This window comes from Salipaludibacillus sp. HK11, from assembly GCF_047795645.1.
In the GTDB taxonomy this organism is placed as follows: Bacteria; Bacillota; Bacilli; order Bacillales; family Salisediminibacteriaceae; genus Salipaludibacillus.
The window spans coordinates 99,408-120,041 of the sequence record NZ_CP181045.1 but is presented as its reverse complement, the minus strand read 5'-3'; the positions used below and the strand labels follow the sequence as shown (position 1 = coordinate 120,041).

20 protein-coding genes are annotated in these 20,634 nt (G+C 37.2%); 1 reads left to right on the top strand and 19 read right to left on the bottom strand.

From position 1 onward, the window contains the following. Positions 1–5: 5 nt before the first annotated feature. The 3 genes from buk to ACM26V_RS00805 form a co-directional block, all read right to left on the bottom strand. Positions 6–1,088: a butyrate kinase gene (gene buk, locus ACM26V_RS00815; RefSeq protein WP_416149572.1), complete on the bottom strand. Its 1,083-nt coding sequence runs from the start codon at positions 1,086–1,088 to the stop codon at positions 6–8. A gap of 112 nt (positions 1,089–1,200) precedes the next feature. Beyond that, positions 1,201–2,304, bottom strand: coding sequence for a Leu/Phe/Val dehydrogenase (locus tag ACM26V_RS00810; RefSeq protein ID WP_416151755.1), 1,104 nt, complete (start codon positions 2,302–2,304; stop codon positions 1,201–1,203). A 15-nt stretch (positions 2,305–2,319) separates the two neighbouring features. Beyond that, the gene (locus tag ACM26V_RS00805; protein ID WP_416149571.1) at positions 2,320–3,270 is read right to left on the bottom strand and encodes a bifunctional enoyl-CoA hydratase/phosphate acetyltransferase; all 951 of its coding nucleotides are present in this window, start codon (positions 3,268–3,270) and stop codon (positions 2,320–2,322) included. A gap of 409 nt (positions 3,271–3,679) precedes the next feature. On the opposite strand from ACM26V_RS00805, the gene ACM26V_RS00800 reads away from it, so the two are divergent. Continuing rightward, positions 3,680–3,922, top strand: a complete 243-nt coding sequence (locus ACM26V_RS00800) for a DUF2627 domain-containing protein (protein WP_416149570.1) — start codon at positions 3,680–3,682, stop codon at positions 3,920–3,922. Positions 3,923–4,085: 163 nt separating this feature from the next. On the opposite strand, the gene spo0A is transcribed toward ACM26V_RS00800, so the two are convergent. The 16 genes from spo0A to ACM26V_RS00720 form a co-directional block, all read right to left on the bottom strand. Continuing rightward, positions 4,086–4,880 (bottom strand): sporulation transcription factor Spo0A, encoded by a 795-nt coding sequence (gene spo0A / locus ACM26V_RS00795; RefSeq protein ID WP_416149569.1) that lies wholly within the window; start codon positions 4,878–4,880, stop codon positions 4,086–4,088. A gap of 301 nt (positions 4,881–5,181) precedes the next feature. After that, the gene (gene spoIVB, locus ACM26V_RS00790) at positions 5,182–6,468 is read right to left on the bottom strand and encodes a SpoIVB peptidase (protein WP_416149568.1); all 1,287 of its coding nucleotides are present in this window, start codon (positions 6,466–6,468) and stop codon (positions 5,182–5,184) included. A 131-nt stretch (positions 6,469–6,599) separates the two neighbouring features. Beyond that, a complete protein-coding gene (recN, locus tag ACM26V_RS00785; RefSeq protein ID WP_416149567.1) occupies positions 6,600–8,327 on the bottom strand; it encodes a DNA repair protein RecN in 1,728 nt (575 codons plus the stop codon). A 30-nt stretch (positions 8,328–8,357) separates the two neighbouring features. Then, entirely contained in the window at positions 8,358–8,807 is a 450-nt protein-coding gene (ahrC, locus tag ACM26V_RS00780; protein WP_416149566.1) for a transcriptional regulator AhrC/ArgR, read from the bottom strand. 250 nt (positions 8,808–9,057) lie between these two features. Continuing rightward, the gene (locus ACM26V_RS00775; protein WP_416149565.1) at positions 9,058–9,873 is read right to left on the bottom strand and encodes a TlyA family RNA methyltransferase; all 816 of its coding nucleotides are present in this window, start codon (positions 9,871–9,873) and stop codon (positions 9,058–9,060) included. A gap of 3 nt (positions 9,874–9,876) precedes the next feature. Continuing rightward, positions 9,877–11,766 carry a 1-deoxy-D-xylulose-5-phosphate synthase gene (gene dxs / locus ACM26V_RS00770; RefSeq protein WP_416149564.1) on the bottom strand — a complete coding sequence of 630 codons (1,890 nt, stop codon included), beginning with the start codon at positions 11,764–11,766 and terminating at the stop codon, positions 9,877–9,879. 9 nt (positions 11,767–11,775) lie between these two features. Beyond that, positions 11,776–12,390 (bottom strand): hypothetical protein, encoded by a 615-nt coding sequence (locus ACM26V_RS00765; protein WP_416149563.1) that lies wholly within the window; start codon positions 12,388–12,390, stop codon positions 11,776–11,778. 755 nt (positions 12,391–13,145) lie between these two features. Beyond that, positions 13,146–14,036, bottom strand: a complete 891-nt coding sequence (locus ACM26V_RS00760; protein ID WP_416149562.1) for a polyprenyl synthetase family protein — start codon at positions 14,034–14,036, stop codon at positions 13,146–13,148. 2 nt (positions 14,037–14,038) lie between these two features. Further along, positions 14,039–14,281 (bottom strand): exodeoxyribonuclease VII small subunit, encoded by a 243-nt coding sequence (locus tag ACM26V_RS00755; RefSeq protein WP_416149561.1) that lies wholly within the window; start codon positions 14,279–14,281, stop codon positions 14,039–14,041. Positions 14,282–14,291: 10 nt separating this feature from the next. Next, positions 14,292–15,641 (bottom strand): exodeoxyribonuclease VII large subunit, encoded by a 1,350-nt coding sequence (gene xseA, locus ACM26V_RS00750; RefSeq protein ID WP_416149560.1) that lies wholly within the window; start codon positions 15,639–15,641, stop codon positions 14,292–14,294. Between the two features lie 12 nt (positions 15,642–15,653). Further along, positions 15,654–16,505: a bifunctional methylenetetrahydrofolate dehydrogenase/methenyltetrahydrofolate cyclohydrolase FolD gene (folD, locus tag ACM26V_RS00745; RefSeq protein WP_416149559.1), complete on the bottom strand. Its 852-nt coding sequence runs from the start codon at positions 16,503–16,505 to the stop codon at positions 15,654–15,656. 118 nt (positions 16,506–16,623) lie between these two features. Beyond that, a complete protein-coding gene (nusB, locus tag ACM26V_RS00740) occupies positions 16,624–17,022 on the bottom strand; it encodes a transcription antitermination factor NusB (RefSeq protein ID WP_416149558.1) in 399 nt (132 codons plus the stop codon). 337 nt (positions 17,023–17,359) lie between these two features. After that, on the bottom strand, positions 17,360–17,776 hold the full coding sequence (locus ACM26V_RS00735; protein ID WP_416149557.1) for an Asp23/Gls24 family envelope stress response protein: 417 nt from the start codon (positions 17,774–17,776) through the stop codon (positions 17,360–17,362). A gap of 21 nt (positions 17,777–17,797) precedes the next feature. Next, positions 17,798–19,156, bottom strand: coding sequence for an acetyl-CoA carboxylase biotin carboxylase subunit (gene accC, locus ACM26V_RS00730; RefSeq protein ID WP_416149556.1), 1,359 nt, complete (start codon positions 19,154–19,156; stop codon positions 17,798–17,800). A gap of 13 nt (positions 19,157–19,169) precedes the next feature. Then, positions 19,170–19,682 (bottom strand): acetyl-CoA carboxylase biotin carboxyl carrier protein, encoded by a 513-nt coding sequence (gene accB / locus ACM26V_RS00725; protein WP_416149555.1) that lies wholly within the window; start codon positions 19,680–19,682, stop codon positions 19,170–19,172. Between the two features lie 260 nt (positions 19,683–19,942). Next, entirely contained in the window at positions 19,943–20,293 is a 351-nt protein-coding gene (locus ACM26V_RS00720; RefSeq protein WP_416149554.1) for a hypothetical protein, read from the bottom strand. Between the last annotated feature and the right edge of the window lie 341 nt (positions 20,294–20,634).

Genomic DNA, 20,634 nt, shown 5'->3' with positions numbered 1-20,634 from the left:
GTTGATTATACTGTATATTCTTTTGCGTTCTCTTTGCCGCTTAGAACACGCAAAGTCCCTTCTGTGAGAGCTTGCATTTCATTTTCACCAGGCTTAACTATTACATCTGATATCCATTCTACACGAGAGATGATTTTTTGGACAAATTCTTTACCTTGAGCCAAACCACCTGTGATCACGATGGCATCTACTTCACCTGACAAAACGGCGGCACTGCTAGCAATTTCTTTGGCAATTTGGTAAGCCATCGCTTCATAAATCAGTTCAGCTTTTTTATCTCCTATTGATATACGAAATTCCACTTCTAACGCATCATTTGTTCCAAGATAGCCAACTAAACCACCTTGTCCAACAATCTTCTTCATCATTTCAACTTCATTATATTTACCCGAAAAACACATCGAAACAAGGTCTCCAGCTGGAACTGTCCCAGCTCTTTCAGGTGAAAATGGTCCTTCGCCATGAAGACCGTTGTTTACATCAATAACTTTTCCACTTTTGTGAGCTCCAACAGTTATACCACCACCCATGTGAACAACAATAAGGTTTAACTCATCATACGATTTCCCTAATTTGCTCGATACTTGTCTAGCAACTGCTTTTTGATTTAACGCGTGAAAAATACTTTTTCTTTCAAAATCAGCAAATCCTGATACTTTTGCAACTGGTTCCAATTCGTCAACAACTACTGGATCAACGATGTACGCATCGATTTTCCACTCTTCAGCAATTTCATTAGCAATGATACCACCTAAATTTGACGCGTGCTGCCCAAAATATCCTCTCCGCAAATCTAAAATCATTTGTTTATTTACTTTATATGTACCACCTTCAATGGGCCTTAGTAACCCTCCACGTCCTACGACTGCCGAAATTTTTTTAAGATTTACTCCGCATTTGTCCAACACTTTAACAATCGTTTCTTTTCGAAAAAGATATTGATCAATAATGGACTCATAAGAGTTAATTTTTTCTTGACTGTGACGGATCGTTTCCACTAAAACCTCACGTTCATTATCAAAAATAGCGATTTTTGTTGAGGTAGACCCAGGATTAATTGATAATATTCGAAATGTTTTTTCTTCCATAATATCCCCCCACCTAAGAATTTGGAATTTGGATTTTGGATATTCAATATTACTTAGCACTGAATTCCCGTCATTTCTTCATTAAAAATAAGGGGACATTATATTCAAGTAATTAAGATCTTCCACGACTTAATATGTTCATACCATTATTTAAGAATTGCCTTCTCGAATTTCTCATTGTAGCAATTCTTTCTTCTGCCATTCGATTCGCTGCAAGAAAAGAAGGAATTTGGTCGCGTTTGGATATCTCAAAAATTTTAGTAATACTGTCATAAATAGTTTCGACTTTTTTCATTGCTCGATCCCGATTATAACCAATTAATTCATCTGCTACGTTTATAACCCCACCCGAGTTAATCACATAGTCAGGTGCATAAACAATTTCTTTTTCTTGAATCATAACACCGTGTTTTGAATCTTTCAATTGATTGTTTGCTGCTCCTGCAATAACTTTCGCTTTCAATTGTGGAATTGTTTCGTCATTAATTATCGCTCCTAAAGCACAAGGAGAAAAAATATCACATTCAACAGAGTAAATATCTGCAATATCAACCGCTCTCGCACCAAATTCATCGACAGCTTTCCTGACTGCCGTCTGATTAATATCTGTCACGATGAGACTTGCACTTTCTTCATGAAGGTAGCGACACAACTGGTAAGAAACATTCCCTACACCTTGAACAGCTATCGTTTTCCCTTCTAATGAATCGTCACCAAAAGCTTCTTTTGCAGCAGCTTTCATTCCTACATAAACACCATAAGCTGTTACTGGTGATGGATTACCCGAAGAAGACCCAAATGCAGGAGAAATTCCTGTAACATAATCTGTTTCAGAATAAACCAAGTCCATATCCTCAACTGTTGTCCCAACATCCTCAGCAGTTATATAACGTCCATTTAACCCTTGAATAAACCTTCCAAACGCACGAAACATTGCCTCGTTTTTATCTTTATATGGATCACCCATAATGACCGTTTTACCGCCTCCTAAATTCAATCCAGCGGCAGCATTTTTATATGTCATACCTTTAGCTAAACGGAGAGCGTCTTCAAATGCAGCTTCTTCTGACTCATACTTCCACATTCTCGTGCCACCAAGAGCGGGGCCTAACGTTGTATCGTGAATCGCAATAATCGCTTTCAACCCCGATTCTTTATCTTGACACACAACCGCTTGTTCATAATCATACATTTCCATATATTTAAATAACTCCATCATCATCCTCCTAAATTATTCATCACTTGATGCACATAGTGCCATAGCCATTGAAAATAATTTACTTTCTGCTGAGTCTGAACGAGATGGTAAAATAATCGGAGCTTTTGCGCCAATAATCATCCCACCCACAACTCCCTTACCAAAGTAAGTCAGCGATTTATAGAGAATATTTCCTGTCTCAATTGTTGGTACGATAAGAATATCAGCATTTCCAGCGACGCTGGATGTAATCCCTTTTTGTTTCGCAGCCTGTGCCGATATGGCATTATCAAAACCTAAAGGTCCTTCAACCTCACAATTGACTATTTGATTTCTTTGATTCATTAAAGTCAGCGATGCCGCGTCTAATGTTGCTTGCATGGCAGGATTAACTGTTTCCACCGCCGCAATAATAGCTACTTTAGGTTTTAAATTCCCCATCTTACGTAAAACTTTTACCGAATTCTCGATAATTTGCACTTTCTGTTTCAAATTAGGAGAAATATTCATGGCTGCATCTGATATAAATAATAAGCTTGACCGTTGTGGTAAAGAAAAACCAGCTAAATGAGAAAGAATCTTACCAGTTCTAAGCCCATTCTCCTTGTTTAGAACTGTTTTTAAGATAGCAGAAGATGAGATCATTCCTTTCATCAACGCGTCAGCCTTTCCTTCTGCGACTAGTTGCACTGCTTCCCTTGCAGACTCATTGCTATCTAACGTATGAATCCATGTCACTTGGTCTTGATAAAAATTCGTGAATGAAGCTTTTTTTGCAGCATCGTTCATCTCTTTTTCAGGTCCGATAAAAATAAACGAAGACATGTTCATTTCTAATGCTCTTGTAGCTGCCTCAAATAGAGTAGGATCTATAGCATGAGCAATGGCAATTTTTTTTTGTTCAGGGTCTTTTTTAATTGTGTTAAAGAGATGATTCAAATCCATATCACACCAGCACCTTTCACCTTCAAAACTATCATTCATTTTATTTTGTGGTTAACAGCTAAAGCTAATTCCGCCGACTCACCCGATGCATTACCAATAACGTCATTCCGAAGCGACCCCTACTTTCATTTTTCCCCCACGAATAGCCTTTTTAGACTTTAATATTTCATATGTATACTTTCGCCTTCGGAAATATTAGCCGTTACTGGTTTTCCATTGATTTCATCAATTGATAATCATATAATTCTTTTATATGCAGGGTTAATTAATAACTCGCTTCCTTCTTTTCTCTAACGTACTCGTGATATATTTTTCATACTTTAAATAGTACTATACACGTTTTTTATTTAATGCAAAAGCAGTCTGGATACTTGTCTCGCATGTTCTCGACTTCATACCTCATATAGTATAAAATATAGGGGAGATTCATCTAGAAAGGATTGTAATCATGACTTTTCAAAGATTTATTGCACTTACTATTTTGCTTATTCCTATTTTTACAGCCGGATATGGGATTAAGCTCATGAGAGATACTTTGTTCTCCATATTAAACTGGCCTTATGCTTCTCATTATTTACAGTTCATCGCTGGGCTAATTTGCTTTGTTGTTGGTGTATGGTTAATCGGAGGATTTATCCTTCACAGAGATCGAAAAAATAACAAAGTCGGACCTCGATTTCAGAAGAAATAATTTCATTAGAAAAACTAGGCTTGTCGCCAAGTCCTTCATGGCAGAGCCTTTTTTTATCTTATACTTTAATCCTTTAGCGAAGTTAAACATCCTTAAAGAACTATTAAAGGACCTAACTTGAGAATAGTTAGGTCCTTTCTTATTACTATACTTCAGTTCAACACTAGCTTACTTTATGTTCAATCCTAAGTTTATCAGCAACCATCGCAATAAACTCACTATTCGTTGGTTTTGCTTTCGATACATTTACCGTATAACCGAACATTTTCGATATCGATTCGATGTTCCCACGACTCCAAGCTACTTCAATTGCATGACGAATAGCTCTTTCAACTCTACTTGCCGTTGTATTAAACTTCTTTCCTATATCTGGATAAAGCACTTTAGTGATCGATCCTAGTAGCTCAATGTCATTGTAAACCATTGTAATAGCCTCTCTTAAGTACATATATCCTTTTATATGAGCCGGGACTCCAATTTCGTGAATAATACTTGTTATACTCGCATCCAAATTCATTGGTTTGTTTTCTCGTCTCATTTCCGCTGCTGTTTGTGATGATCGATGACCATATAACACTTTCCCTTGTCCTGACACGTCTCTAATTTTGTTCATAAGCGTGTCCATGTCAAATGGCTTTAGTACATAATACGCTGCCCCTAAATCTACTGCTTTCTTCGTGACATCTTCTTGACCAAATGCGGTCAGCATAATGATATTAGGTCGATTTTTCAATTCGACATCATTTAGTTTTTCTAATACAGCTAACCCATCTAAATGAGGCATAATAATATCAAGAATCAATACATCGGGTTGAACCTCTTCAACTAAATTCAAACATTCTTGACCATTATAAGCTTTTCCTACAACATCCATGTCTTCTTGTGACTGGATATAATCTTCTAATAAATTTACCAATTCTCTGTTGTCATCTGCTACACATACTCTTAAGTTCTTCACGCTTTTTCCTCCCTTATGATTTAGACTGTCTCATTTAGTTAGTATTCGACATAGCCTCTCTTATTCCTTTTAATATTTTGATTTTTTCTAATAAACCTTATGTTTTCTCTTGATTATTAACGAATGCTCGTTCATTCGACTGTATTCGATTTTAATCGCATAGACATATAACTCTTTGTCGAATAATCTTTAAGTAAATTATACCATATGATAGGCCGAAATACATAAGATGAGAATTTATCCACATAAATGAAATAAAGCACCTATTTTAAACAATAGGTGCAAGCATCAACTTATTAAATTAACTTGCTTCTTTCCATTCCTTATTATTAATATCTATCCCAGCATCAGATAACATCCATTCAATATGGCAACCATACCCTGAGGAAGGATCATTTATGAATACGTGAGTGACTGCACCAATGATTCGGTCATCTTGAATAATAGGACTTCCACTCATTCCTTGAACAATGCCACCAGTTGTTTCAAGTAATTCTTCATCTGTAACTTTAATTACCATTCCTTTTGTAGCTGGAAACTTCTGTGGTGTACTATTGACAATTTCAATATCAAAGCGCTGCACTTTATCCCCTTCAACGACGGTTAATATTTCAGCTGGCCCTTCCTTTACTTGATCGGCCAAGCCAATTTCAATTGGCTCCATTGATTTTTCTCTATCAATACTTTTACTCATCTTACCAAAAATTCCAAACTCAGTGTTTTTAGTAATATCGCCAATAACTTTTCTATCATTTGAAAACCTCGCTAATTTTTCTCCTGGTTCTCCTGTCAGCCCTTTTTCTATTGAGGTCACGTCAGATTTAACAATTTCTCCGTCACCTATATCTATAGGCTCCTTCGTTTCCATATCAGATATCACGTGACCAAGAGCTCCATATTTTCTTGACTCGGGTTCAAAAAAAGTAAGAGTTCCCACTCCTGCCGCTGAATCCCGTATATATAATCCTAAATGAAAACGAGCATCGCTTTTTCCTTTTACCGGTGTTAATTTTTTTTGTATTACCTTTTCGTCCCTTTTAACTTCCAACTCAATCGGTGTATTATTTTCACCTGCTTCTTGAACTAATGGCTGTATTTCACTCATTTCTCTTATGTCATTTCCGTTCATTTTTAGAATCATATCCCCAACTTGTATATCTGATACTTCTCCTGGGGATACTTTTCCTGCGTCTGTATCCATTAAGTGATGACCTACTACCAAAACACCTTCAGTTTTAACTCGAACACCTATTGACTGACCACTTGGTATGACTTTCAATTCTGGATGAACCGTCACATCCATTGATTGAATTGGAAAACCATTTAACCCCATGACAATGGAACTATGTGATGAACTCATTGCCTCCATTGTTTGATCAGAATCAGAAGTAAACCCAACAGATGATTCATCATAATTTAAAACTGTGATTGCATTTGGGAGCTCAAATGTATGTCCTTCGAAAAGTGCTATTTCATTTGGCAGTTGGACAAACTTTTGTATAGGCGGATAAAATGCAGCTGAGAACAGAATAACAAGGAGCAGTATTCCTGTAGCTTTGCGGACCCATCCATGATTCAACCTTTTCACTCTCCTCGTCTTTAACCTTTACCTCCACCATGGCTGTAGTACTAATTTTGCCTTTAAACAGATCATTTATAACCTAACCAAAAGAAAAAAACTAACCTCATTTGGTTAGTTTTTTCATAAAATCGTGTGTATCATTTCATTTGTTGTGCTTGTTCAATCAATTCAGTTGCATGCTGCCTTGTTAAATCAGTAATTTCAACACCAGAAATCATCCGACTAATTTCTTCCGTTTTTTCATCCACTGATAAAGGTCGCGCCTTGGTTCTTGTCCTACCTTTTTTTTCATCTTTAGATATTAACAAATGTGTATCCGCCATCGCTGCCACTTGCGGCAAGTGTGTAATGCACAACACTTGTGAACCTAAAGAAATATGATGAATTTTTTCTGCAATAGCCTGTGCAACCCTTCCACTGACACCAGTATCGACTTCATCAAAAATTAATGATGTCACGCCTTCATGACGAGCCAAAATTGATTTCAGTGCCAATATCATTCGGGATATCTCTCCACCTGAAGCTACTTTTGCCAGAGGCTTCAATGGCTCCCCTTTATTTGTTGCTACCATAAAAGATATATAATCGATACCAGTTTTTTTAAATGGGGAAGATTTTATGATTTGATTTACTGTTAAATCAGTTTGTTTTTTTTCATCAAAGTCCACATCAAAAATCGTATCTTTCATATAAAGATCGTCTAACTGTTTCTGAATTGCACTAATTAATTTTTTGGCCTGTAACTTTCGTAACTTGGTTAAATGCGAAGCCTCCACATATAAATCTTTTGCAAGTGCTTCTAGTTCTTGCTCCCACTGCATAAACCGTTGCTCCCGATTTGTCAATGTATCAATTTCCTCTTCAATCGTTGTTGCATATTCTAAAATCTCATTAACTGATTCCCCATACTTTCGTTTTAACTGACTCATTTCACTTAAACGTGCTTCAATTGTATTCAATCGCTCGGGATCAAATTCAATCTGCTCATAATAATCCCTTAACGAAAAAGATGATTCTTCAAGTAAAAAATAGGAATTGGCAATCGTTTCATGTAGTTTATGTAAACTAGGGTCCATCGTTGCAGCCTCTTCTATTTGATTCATTGCCGCCATTACCCATTCAAGCCCTTTATTATCTCCATACAACGATTCGTATGCTCCATGTACTGTCTTGTGAAGGTCTTCACTATTAGCCAGCTTTTTACGTTCTTCCGATAACTCCTCGTCTTCATTCGGTTTTAGTTCTGCTTCTACAATTTCTTGAAATTGATATTGAATTAAATCGAGACGCTGAGCCATTTGCTGGTCGCTATCAGTTAATTGAACGAGTTGTTCTCTTTTTTTTATGAATTGTTGATAAAGTTTTTCGTACTCAGCTTTTGTCTTTTGTAATGTCGATTCTGCAAAACGGTCTAAAAACAATAGGTGCTTATCTGTTTGCAATAATTTTTGATGTTCATGCTGACCGTGTATGTCAACGAGCAACTGCCCTACTTCACGCAAAACAGCTAACGTCGACAATTTATCGTTAATCCGACAAATACTTTTGCCTTGTGTCGTAATTTCTCTTCTTAATACAACTGTTTCTTCTTCGTCTATAGAGATGCCGAGATCTCTTAATAGCTTTGATAGTTCCTTTGACATGCCATTACCTTCAACCGAAAATAACCCTTCGATTTCAGCTCGTTTACTGCCATGACGGACATAATCGACCGATCCCCTACCTCCAATCAGCAAACCAATCGCATCAATAATAATTGATTTACCAGCACCTGTCTCTCCTGTCAAAACTGTTAAACCTTCTTCAAATGGAACGGTGATCTCATCAATGATTGCAAAATTGCGAATAGAAAGTTCCATTAACACATTTTTCACCCCCCATATTTCTCGAGATCATTAAAGCATATTTAAAAATCTTTCGCTAATTAAACTTGTATCATTTTCATTTCGACAGATAATTAAAATCGTATCATCTCCACAAATAGTTCCCATAATTTCATTCCAATCCAAATTATCTATTAGTGCACCAACTGCATTTGCGTTTCCAGGAAGTGTTTTCATAACAATCATATTGTGAGTATGATCGATTGAAACGAAACTATCCATCAATGCTCTTTTTAGTTTTTGTAGAGGATTAAACCGTTGATCAGATGGTAAACTATACTTATATCTACCATCCATCATAGGAACCTTCACTAAATGAAGTTCCTTAATATCTCGACTAACCGTTGCCTGCGTAACATTAAATGTTGCTTGTCTTAATTGTTCTACTAAGTCATCTTGTGTTTCTATTTCTTGATTAGCAATTATGTCGCGGATTTTAATATGCCTTTGGCCCTTATTCATCTAAATTCCTCCGTTATAATGAACTAAAACTTCGTTATTATCATTATAAACGAAACCTCATATTTATACAATAAATGAATAAATTAAGCACATTTGTTTGATCATGATTGTTTTTAAATCGATACTGTTGTTTTCTTTCTTTAAAATTCCATCGATTTCTTCCAAACTTTCGTTGTTCAGAATACCTTATTTAAACAAAACAATCACTTTAAAAGTAAGAAAAAAGAGACATCTGAATTTCATCTGTCTCTTACACTTGTGATTGATGTGCTTCATCAACCACATTTTTTATTTTGTCTTCTGGATAGACTTCATCTTCATCTTCATTTGCATCAAGACGAAGATGGATGAGAAATTCGATGTTTCCTTCTCCACCACGTATCGGTGAGGGTGCTAATCCTTGTACAGAAAATCCTATTTCTTCACAAAAATCAACAATTTTCTTCACTACATTGTAATGAATCTTTCTATCCCTAATGATTCCTTTTTTACCGACTTCTTCCCTACCAGCTTCAAATTGTGGTTTGATTAGGGCAGAGACATTGCTATTTTCTACAATAATTTCTTTTAAAACAGGCAAGATCAACTGCAAGGAAATAAATGACACATCGATCGTAGCAAATTCTGGGCGCCCCTTTGTAAAATCGTCAACAGAGGAATACCTGAAATTCGTTCGCTCCATCACAACTACCCGCTCGTCCTGTCTTAACTTCCAAGCTAACTGATTGTAGCCAACATCCAAGGCATAAACGAGTTTCGCACCTTTTTGAAGAGAACAATCAGTAAAACCACCTGTCGAAGATCCAATATCCAGTACAATTTTATTGTTTAAATCAAAATTAAATACTTCAATGGCACGTTCTAATTTCAGTCCACCTCTACTAACGTAAGGCATTACCTTACCTTTTAAAGTGAGTATCGAATCGACATTAACTTTCGCACCGGGCTTGTCTATTCTTTCGCCATCAGCGAGAACTAAACCAGCCATAATCGTACGTTTAGCTTTTTCCCTTGTTTCAATGATACCTTTTTCTACTAACAAAACATCTATACGATCTTTTTTCATTTGCTACGCTCGTTGCCTCTTCCTTGGGATTATTTGCTCCACTTGACTCGCTACATGGTCAGAAGTTAACCCAATTTCCTCTAGTAATTCAGGGACACTTCCATGTTCAATATAGCGATCCGGAATCCCCATTCTTTCAACAATCATTGAGTGATGATGATTCTCATGGAAAAACTCGAGAACTGCACTACCAAATCCACCAAGAAGTGCCGTTTCTTCTAATGTTAAAATTGGACGTTGTTTCTTTGCAAGATCCGTTAATTTTCCATCGTCTAGTGGTTTAATCGAACGGGCGTTAACGACCTCTACATGGATACCAATTTTCTCCAATTTTTCAGCTGCTTCCATAGCGACAGGAATCATCGTTCCAAATGCTAAGATCGAAAGGTCAGCACCTTCTTTTACTACATCCCAATCTCCAAGAGGAATTTCCTTCAATTCATCATCCATCTTAATTCCGAACCCGCCACCTCTAGGGTACCTAACAGCAATTGGTCCATCATCATGACATGTCGCGGTATATATCATATGTTGTAACTCATTCTCATCTTTCGGACTTAAGATCTTCATGTTTGGCAGGTGCCTTAAGAAAGAGATGTCAAACACACCTTGGTGGGTTTCACCATCTGCACCAACTAGACCTGCACGGTCAATCGCAAAAAATACATTTAAGTTCTGGCGACATACATCATGGACTAATTGGTCGTATGCACGTTGTAAGAAGGTAGAATACACAGCAAAAACTGGTTTCATCCCTTGTGCGGCTAATCCACCTGACATAGTCGTTGCATGTTGTTCCGCTATGCCGACGTCGTACATTCTTTTCGGAAATTCTTTTGCAAACTTATCAAGACCCGTTCCACCAGGCATCGCAGCAGTAATAGCAACAATTCGTTCATCTTGACGTGCAATCTTCATGAGAGTATCAGTAAATACGCCACTGTAACTTGGTGGCCCAGGCTTCTTCACTACTTCACCCGACTCAATCTTATACGGTCCAAGACCATGCCACGTTCCTTTTGCATCATTTTCAGCAGGAGCATAGCCTTTACCTTTTTTAGTTATCACATGGACGAGTACTGGACCCTTCGTTTTTTTCGCATACCTCATATTCGCCTTTAAGTCATCTAAATCATGACCATCAACAGGACCAAGATACGTGAATCCCATTTCTTCAAAAAACATTCCCGAAACAAGCAAGTATTTCAAGCTATCTTTGACTCGTTCCGCAGTAGCAGCGAGTCTTCCCCCAAATGCAGGGATTTTCTTGATGAGCATCTCAAGTTCTTCTTTCGCTTTTTGATACTTTCCTGCAGTTCTCATTCGCCCTAACATAGAATGAAGTGCACCAACATTTGGGGCAATTGACATTTCATTGTCGTTAAGGACCACGATCATATCAGTTTGCTCATGACCAATATGATTAAGCGCTTCCAAGGCCATTCCTCCCGTTAATGCACCGTCTCCGATCACAGGAATGATTGATTCATCGGATTCTTTTAAGTCACGAGCTAAAGCCATCCCCATTGCAGCCGATAAAGAAGTAGAGCTGTGGCCCGTCTCCCATACATCATGTTTACTTTCAGATCTTTTTGGAAATCCGCATAATCCCTTATATTTGCGAAGTGACTCAAATTGATCTGCTCTTCCTGTCAAGATTTTATGAACATAGGCTTGATGTCCTACATCCCATATGAATTTATCTTTTGGACTTTCAAATAAATGATGAAGAACAAGAGTTAGTTCGACAACACCTAAATTCGGACCTAAATGCCCTCCTGTAACAGAAAGATTCTCAATTAAAAATTTCCGGACATCTTTAGCAAGGTCTTCTAGATCTTTGTTGCTGCATTCTTTCACAAATGTAGGTTCTTTTATGCTTAGCAAATCCAAGAAAAACCCTCACTTTCTTTGATTATTCTTATTAGCCTTCTTTTTACGTTTGTTATCTTTAAATATGGTTATCTTTAATTTTACCTCTAAAAAGTAAAATAATCTACCCACATGGTATATGATCTCAGTTGAAAATTGAATTGCTATTGTTTTTCCTATTGATTTTCCACCAACAGTTAGGGCTGCAACAACACTTGTAAACAAAACAGAAGTGGCGAATTGTACAGTTGATCCTTCCGTATAACCCATATCCAATGCTAACTGAATAACAACATAGGCAGATGCCGTTCCACTTATAACCCCTGCAATATCACCAATTACATCATTCGTAAAATTTGAAAATCGATCAGCATTCCTAGTTATCAAAACTGCATGCTTTGCACCTGGTACTTTTTCAGCAGCCATAGCGTGAAATGGCTTTTCTCTTGCTGCAGTTGCTGCTACTCCAATCGTATCAGAAATAACACCAATTAGCACAATTATAAACACAATAACCATGCCCACACCCCATGCAACTCCACTAAGAACCGCTGTAGATACAATGGAAAAAATAGCCGCCAACACCAAGGTGATAACGGCTATGATCAAACTCCAATTAATTGATTTTTTCATTGACTTTTTCATATAATATATACTTCCTCACTAAATTAATAGACATGAGGTTATCCTATTAACAACTATTAAGACTCAATTGAAATTTACCATATGTAATGGCGAGTGGTCATTCAAAGAGTAAAAACTGCGCCTTAGGTCCAGTAGGTTTTCCCAAGCGAGTATCTCAGCGTCGCCGCTGTGACGGTTTCCCATTAAACTCACCTTGACGTTGTCACCAAACGTCAGACTGGATTACCACTTAGAAACGCACTATAATCCTCTTTAAATGTCCAGTGGAACAGTCTAGGAGTTTTCCCCGACAGTTCTTAACGATAATCTTATCCTCTTTTGCAGAGATGATTTCATATAGATAAGTACATCTACAACCTAGTATCTATAATCCCCTCGATCTCCACTCAAGGCAGGCTACGCTGCTCACGAATCCCAATTCGCATAGCAGGTTCATACCCTTACACGTACATATCGCATATTACGAATCCACATGCAAGGGCCTCCACGGTTAAGGGTCATCGCCCACATGCCATTGTGGATCGCCCTAAAACCTTTACTCCCAGTCATGACCCAAAGCTGGGCGCCTCAAGCCAAACCTAGAAACTTCATCGATATGCCCTTTAGCGGATTTTTAGACCCGCCTTCGAAAATGTAGAACCGACTAGAATACTGCACCACTCACCTGATCTATTATAGCATGCTTAGAATACGTCAGACAACATACAAGCACTTGTAAATACACCAAGATATTCTATTTTATTATCATATACCAATTAGTTTGATCTTGAACCAATATAATCTGCTAACTCTAGCAATAAACGCGTATCTTTATCTACGTTATTCAAGTGGTCTTTGGCACTTTTTATATGATAAATTAATTTTTCTCTTGCTTGATCCATTCCGAGTACTTTCGGATACGTTGTTTTATTGTTCGATTCATCACTTCCAACTGGCTTACCAAGTTGTTTTTCATCACCTTCTACATCAAGAAGGTCGTCTTTAATTTGAAAAGCAATTCCTATATGTTTGCCAAAAGACTTCAGTTCACTCATTTCTTCTTCCGTTGCCGATGATAGAATAGCTCCACATTCCAATGCAACAGATAGGAGATCTCCTGTTTTACGGTGATGGATGTGCTGTAATTGATCGACGTCTAGATCTTCGTCCTCGCCTTCCATATCTTCCACTTGGCCCGCAACCATCCCCATAGGTCCAGCCGCTTCAGCTATCTTCTCAATTAACCTTACTTTTACTTCAGCTGTTAAATAATCTAAACTAGTAATTAGTTGAAAACTATGAGTTAGCAATCCATCGCCAGCTAAAATGGCTAAAGCTTCGCCAAAAACTTTATGATTCGTAGGTTTTCCCCGTCGCAGGTCATCATCATCCATTGCTGGTAAGTCATCATGGACTAAAGAATAAGTATGAATCATTTCCAAAGCACAAGATACATCATAGCCTAGATTGAGAGGTTTGTTAAATCCTTTTAATGTTGCTAATAATAAAATCGGCCGGATTCTCTTTCCTCCAGCTTCTAGAGAATAATTCATTGATTCTTTCAGTGAAGGTGGTGCTTTTAATTGATTAATATGGTTCTTAAGTCGTTGATCTATTTGCTGTTTTTCCTTTTCTATAAACTGTTTCAACGTCTGCTGATCATTCACAATTATAACTCCTCTTCCGCATCAAAACTGCTAATTTCTCCATCTTCTGAAAGAACTTCAGTCATCTGTTTTTCTACTTTTTGCAAACGATCTTGGCAATCTTTTGATCGCTTCATACCTTCTTGAAACATCGAGATTGCTTCTTCTAATGGAACATCGCCTTTTTCTAATTTTTCAACTAACTCTTCTAAACTTTTCATTGAATCTTCAAAAGTTAACGAGTCTTCTGCTTTAGTCATATCCATTCCTCCGTCACTAATTTTTTGATTGATCGACTTGCTCTTTCACTTCACACTGAAGTTTTCCATTTTGTAATTGAACAGAAATCATCGAGTCAACTGGAGCTTGATCGATATTCTTCACAAGTTTATTGTCGTCATTATATACAAGGCTATAGCCGCGATTCATCAATTTCAAAGGACTTAATAAATCTAGTTTTGATATTTGCATTGATAACCGATGGTGTTTCTCCCGTAACAAATGACTTATTGCTTTTTTTATTGCTTGATCATTTTGATTTAACCGGTGTGTTTCTTGCTTTATTTTTTCTTGAGGATGTAAAGCATGTAATCTCTGAGTAAATGATTGGATCTGGTCTTTTTTCTTTTCTAAAATACGACCTGATGTGCGGATAAGCATTTCATGAAGTCTATCTAATTCCTGTTCTTTCTGTTCAACTAACTGTTTAGGGTATCGAAAAGCATATGATTTCGTTAAGAATGCTAATCGTTCTTTTTCTTGTGATAATCTTGTTTCTGTCGCCCTTGTTAAACGTGCTTTCCGTTCATACACTGCCGTTAGTAAATCATGAATGTTAGGGACAGCCAACTCTGCTGCTGCTGTTGGTGTTGGTGCTCGAAGATCTGCAATAAAGTCACTGATTGTTACATCTGTTTCATGACCAACAGCCGAAATCAATGGTAGGTCAGATCGATATATCGCTTCTGCTACGATTTCCTCGTTGAATGCCCATAATTCCTCAAGTGACCCACCACCTCTTCCTGAAATTATTACATCAAAGCGATTAGCTTCATTCGCCTGTTTAATTGCCCTAGCAATCGATAATGGTGCATCTGGTCCTTGAACCAAAACTGGCAGCAGCGTTACTTTCGCTAATGGATAACGCCGATTAATCGTCGTTATAATATCGCGCACTGCTGCTCCAGTTGGGGAGGTAATGACAGCAATTGATTTCGGCATTGATGGTATTGGCTTTTTCCTTTCTTCAGAAAAATAGCCAGCAATTTGCAATTTTTTCTTTAAATTTTCAAATGCTAAGTATAAGTTTCCAATCCCGTCTGGTTGCATTTCCTTCACATAAAGTTGATACTGCCCGTAAGGTTCGTATACAGAAATATCCCCTCTAATGAGAACTTGCATGCCATCTTCAGGCAAAAATTTAAGAGAACGGTTATTCCCTGCGAACATGACGGATTGTACTTTTGATTTTTGATCTTTTAATGTAAAGTACATATGACCACGACTATGACGTTTAAAATTAGATATCTCAGCTCGTAACCAAATATTTTGTAAACGTGGATCTCGATCCATCAATTGCTTAATTTGAAGGGTCAGGTCACTAACGGTAAGAAATTCTTGGTTCATCTGAATAACTCCTTATTTTAACCTTCTATTTGCTGAAACAACAGTATTATGTAAGAGCATTGTAATTGTCATTGGTCCAACTCCACCTGGTACAGGAGAGATATAGGAAGCGACCTCTTTTACGTTATCAAATAAGACATCTCCAATTAATTTCCCTTCCTCATTACGGTGGATACCAACATCGATGACAATTGCACCATCTTTCACATCGTCCGCATCAATAAAATGAGGTTTTCCAACGGCTACGACAAGAATATCGGCAGATTTTGTGTACTCTTGCATATTCTTTGTGCGTGAATGACAGTAAGTTACAGTCGCATTTTCATTTAGTAACAACTGTCCTACTGGTTTACCAACGATGTTGCTTCGACCAACGATAACAGCGTGTTTCCCTTGAATTTCAATACCCTTTGACTTAATCATTTCTACAATCCCAAACGGGGTACATGGCAAAAATCCTTCTTGTCCCGTCATCATCCGGCCAATATTAATCGGGTGAAAGCCATCGACATCTTTATCAGGGTGAATTGTTTCGATGACTTTCTTCTCAGAAATGTGCTCTGGTAACGGCAGTTGAACAAGAATACCATGAATATGCTTTGCATCGTTTAACACATTAATTTTTTCAAGTAGTTCTGCTTCGGTAATAGATGGTGAGACTTCATCTATTTCTGAATGTATTCCTGTTTGTTCGCAAGCACGTTGCTTAGCTCGAACATAAGTTTGTGAAGCTGGGTCTTCTCCCACGAGAATCACAGCTAAACCAGGTGTTATTCCCTTTTGTTTAAGCGTATCGACTTGTTGTTTCATTTCAATCCTTTTCTCTTGTGCTAGCTCTTTTCCAGAAATTATGATTCCTGACATGAAAATTCCCCCTTGTTATCACTTCATCCTACACATAGCGACTGAATTTTAGATTTTTTAACTATTTTAGAATGTTAATCTTAAATGGATTGTGAACACTCGATTTCACTACACAAGCCTAGTTCTCTAGGTGATCGGCTAACTTGGAAAGGACACCATTCACAAATTTCCCTGACTCTTCATCACCAGTAAATCCTTTAGCTAAATCAATCGCTTCGTTAATACTGACACTAATAGGAATTTCTGACACGTATTTCATTTCATAAACAGCCATCCTTAAAATCGCACGATCAACTCTAGCAATACGTGTTAGCGACCAATTTTCCAGAACACTTTCAATAAGATTATCAATTTCTTCTAGGTGTTTCCCCGTTCCATAAACGAGTGATTCAAAAAATGAACTGATTACCTCTCCGTCTTCCAATACTGATTGCATTGCCTCATGTGGATCTACATCTGTCATTTCAATTTGATAAAGTGCTTGTACCGTTTTAATTCTTGCTATTCTGCGATTCATGATTATATCTCCTTATTTTACCGATCACGACATGGGTCATCAAACCAATGGCGCATATTTTATTCGTTCCTTTATTGAATGGTTATTAACTCTCTCTTTAGATGATAGCACAACTTTATCAACGAATACAGAACGTAGAAAAAGTTTAAAAAAACATGGTATTGTCAATTATCAAAAAGACGAAAAATCTAAGTTCTTCTTATACTTGATCGTTAAACAAAGGTCCATTCTCCTTCAGGTTTAAATTAGAAAAACTTAGTTTATCTTATACTTTAACCCTTTAGCTAAGTTAAACATTCTTAAAGTACAAAAAGAAAAGCCAAAGATATTCTTTGGCTTAGACTCCTTGATCTTTTTTTGTAGTTTCCTGATCGATTTTTTCTTCGAAATGAACTCCTACAACATGAACATCAACAGACAACACTCCAATTGATGTCATATTCTTCAAGGTTTGTACAATATTTTCTTGGATCTTCTTACATACTTCTGGAATCGAAACCCCATAATTTGTAATAACGTACACTTCAATTTTAAGCCCATCTTCACTCAAATCAACTTTTACACCTTTACCATGAGAACTTTTACGTCCTAAACGTTCGGCCACACCTGATGCAAAATTACCCCTTAACATCCCTACACCATCTATTTCAGATGCAGCAATACCAGCGATTACTTCAATGACCTCGGGGGAAATCTCAACCTTCCCCAAATTATTCGAGTCTTCGGCCATTTGAATCAAATGATTTTCTGTCATAATGATCCTCCTTTCATCTGTTTATTCCTCTTTTGGATTCAATGAATATGTCTCCAAAAATTTCGTGTTGAAATCTCCTCCGACAAATACTTCATGATTAAACAGTCGTAAGTGGAAAGGAATCGTCGTATGAACACCTTCAATAACAAATTCGTCAAGAGCACGCTTCATTTTTGCGATCGCTTCATCACGGTCTCTCCCATACGTAATAACTTTGGCAATCATTGAATCATAGTACGGAGTGATTGTATATCCTGGAAATGCAGCGCTGTCTATCCTTACACCCAAACCTCCAGGTGGCAAGTACATCCCGATTTTTCCTGGCGATGGCATAAAATTTTTGTCAGGGTTTTCAGCATTGATACGACACTCAATTGCCCAACCATTAAATGTGACTTCCTCTTGAGTATAGGAAAGCTTTTCTCCAGACGCAACTAAAAGTTGTTCTTTAATTAAATCTATACCCGTAACCATTTCAGTAACAGGGTGTTCTACCTGAATACGAGTATTCATTTCCATGAAGTAGAATTTCTTTTCATTTGGAACATAAATAAATTCGATCGTCCCTGCACCTGTGTATTCAACCGCTTCCGCTGCTTTGACGGCTGCCTGTCCCATTTCTTCACGGATCATTTGATCAAGTGCAGGTGAGGGAGTTTCTTCTACCAACTTTTGCAGACGTCGTTGGATCGAGCAGTCTCTCTCACCTAAATGAATCACATTCCCATAAGTGTCAGCAAGTACTTGAATTTCAACATGACGAAAATCTTCAATAAATTTTTCTAAATAAACACCAGGATTACCGAAATTTGCTTGTGCTTCTTTCTGGGTAATTGATATCCCTTTCCTAAGCTCAGCTTCGTCAGTTGCTACGCGGATCCCTTTACCGCCACCTCCTGCTGTCGCCTTGATAATTACCGGGTAACCAATACCTTTGGCAACTTCCACACCATCTTCAATCGTTTCAATGATCCCCTTTGATCCTGGAACTACAGGAACACCTGCTTTTTCCATCGTCATTCGGGCAACGTCTTTTGTACCCATTTGACTGATTGCCCACGGACTCGGACCAATGAACGAAATATTACAGGCATTACATATTTCAGCAAAGTCAGCATTCTCAGACAAAAAACCATATCCAGGATGAATGCCATCAACCTCTGTTAACGTTGCTACGCTCATAATATTTGTGAAATTCAAATAACTATCTCTTGATGACACAGGTCCGATACAATAAGCTTCATCAGCTAATCGAACATGTAGCGAATCGGCATCCGCTTCAGAATAAACAGCTACCGTTTCAATGTTCAACTCTTTACATGCTCGAATGATTCGAACAGCTATTTCTCCTCTATTTGCAACAAGAACCTTTTTTAACATTAGACGTCATCTCCTACTCTGGCTTCACTAAGAAAAGTTCTTGGCCATATTCTACTAGCTGTCCATTCTCTACTAGGATCTCAACAATTTCACCATTTACTTCAGATTCAATTTCATTCATAAGCTTCATTGCTTCAACGATACAAACAACACTATCCTGTTTTACTCGATCTCCCGTTTTCACATACGCTGAAGAATCAGGAGATGGCGATTCATAAAACGTACCTACCATCGGTGACGTGATGGTGTGTAAGCCATCCGCAATTCCTTTGCTTTCTTCAACAGTTTCAGTTTCTTTTTCTGTTGCTTGTGTTGTCTGAAGTGCTTCTTGCTTCGGTTGAACCTGGTAAGAATCTGTATTTGTGTGTTGATTACCAGTGTCCAATGTAGACGTACTTAGGTGGGTTGGTTGTCCCGTTTGTTTTTTCATTGTTACCTTTGATCCATTTTGTTCAAACTTAAATTCATCAATACTAGACTCATCAATTAATTTAATCAATTCACGAATTTCTTGAATCTCCAACATATTCGTCACTCCCATTCTGATATCAACACAGATATAATAACTGTGCACTTGGTTTATGCTAATTCGATTGTTTCTAAATAATTTAAGCACATCTTATGACGTAGTCCTAAAAATATGCTACCTTAAATCTGTTCAAATAGAAACCTTTTTTCGTATCATGAATAAATTTTTTTATTCTTTTTAATTTTAAAACACTTCTTTTTGGTTATAATAAAAAGCCTTCCAGTGAGTTTTGCTCGTCTAAGGAAGGCTATAAATATTTATTCTGATTTTTCTGGTTTTTCTGGTTTTTCTGCTTTATTTTTATATTCACGAAAAATAGGAAAGTCAGAAAGGTTGTCAGGAATTTTACCTTTTTCAATCAAAATAACCTTCACCATATTTTTATTCCTCGCCATGTGATAGGTTTCACCATAGTCATTTTCTTTGGTGAATTTCTTTAAACTTTGATAATCTTCTTCTTGAATGGAAACAGGCTCTCCGTCGCCAGCTTCTTCAACTGTTTGTTCAAAGCCAACTTCAAAATCAACAATTTGGATTTTATCATTCTTTACATTTCTCGTTTGCTCTAAAACTGCTTTTGCACCTTCAGTTAATTCTGACCATTCCATCAACTATCTCTCCCTTAACAAACAAATATTGCTTCTAATATGAAAGAAGCTATTCCAATTTGATATTATACCATCTAGCAACACAAAAATCATGTTTGCAAAATACCCTCGCAATTCACAAAGATTTTAAAGATTATATTCTTCAATCTTATCTTTGATACTGACTGATGTCCAATTATTTCCTAGTTTCTTTTATTTTAATCTCAGCTAACGAAGCTGAACTGAGATAGTTCGTCTGTAGAGAATTCGATGTCCATATTTTTCTGTAAGTTAATTTAAATACAAATTGGAAGGTTGATATGTAGGCATAATATAGCTATTGTTATTCCGCAATTTATTAT

What these genes read in the sequence shown, in the direction of transcription:
- buk (WP_416149572.1), bottom strand. Translation starts at nt 1,088, where the DNA reads ATGGAAGAAAAAACATTTCGAATATTATCAATTAATCCTGGGTCTACC.
- ACM26V_RS00810 (WP_416151755.1), bottom strand. Translation starts at nt 2,304, where the DNA reads ATGGAGTTATTTAAATATATGGAAATGTATGATTATGAACAAGCGGTT.
- ACM26V_RS00805 (WP_416149571.1), bottom strand. Translation starts at nt 3,270, where the DNA reads ATGAATGATAGTTTTGAAGGTGAAAGGTGCTGGTGTGATATGGATTTG.
- ACM26V_RS00800 (WP_416149570.1), top strand. Translation starts at nt 3,680, where the DNA reads ATGACTTTTCAAAGATTTATTGCACTTACTATTTTGCTTATTCCTATT.
- ahrC (WP_416149566.1), bottom strand. Translation starts at nt 8,807, where the DNA reads ATGAATAAGGGCCAAAGGCATATTAAAATCCGCGACATAATTGCTAAT.
- ACM26V_RS00775 (WP_416149565.1), bottom strand. Translation starts at nt 9,873, where the DNA reads ATGAAAAAAGATCGTATAGATGTTTTGTTAGTAGAAAAAGGTATCATT.
- ACM26V_RS00765 (WP_416149563.1), bottom strand. Translation starts at nt 12,390, where the DNA reads ATGAAAAAGTCAATGAAAAAATCAATTAATTGGAGTTTGATCATAGCC.
- ACM26V_RS00755 (WP_416149561.1), bottom strand. Translation starts at nt 14,281, where the DNA reads ATGGATATGACTAAAGCAGAAGACTCGTTAACTTTTGAAGATTCAATG.
- xseA (WP_416149560.1), bottom strand. Translation starts at nt 15,641, where the DNA reads ATGAACCAAGAATTTCTTACCGTTAGTGACCTGACCCTTCAAATTAAG.
- folD (WP_416149559.1), bottom strand. Translation starts at nt 16,505, where the DNA reads ATGTCAGGAATCATAATTTCTGGAAAAGAGCTAGCACAAGAGAAAAGG.
- nusB (WP_416149558.1), bottom strand. Translation starts at nt 17,022, where the DNA reads ATGAATCGCAGAATAGCAAGAATTAAAACGGTACAAGCACTTTATCAA.
- ACM26V_RS00735 (WP_416149557.1), bottom strand. Translation starts at nt 17,776, where the DNA reads ATGACAGAAAATCATTTGATTCAAATGGCCGAAGACTCGAATAATTTG.
- accC (WP_416149556.1), bottom strand. Translation starts at nt 19,156, where the DNA reads ATGTTAAAAAAGGTTCTTGTTGCAAATAGAGGAGAAATAGCTGTTCGA.
- accB (WP_416149555.1), bottom strand. Translation starts at nt 19,682, where the DNA reads ATGTTGGAGATTCAAGAAATTCGTGAATTGATTAAATTAATTGATGAG.
- ACM26V_RS00720 (WP_416149554.1), bottom strand. Translation starts at nt 20,293, where the DNA reads ATGGAATGGTCAGAATTAACTGAAGGTGCAAAAGCAGTTTTAGAGCAA.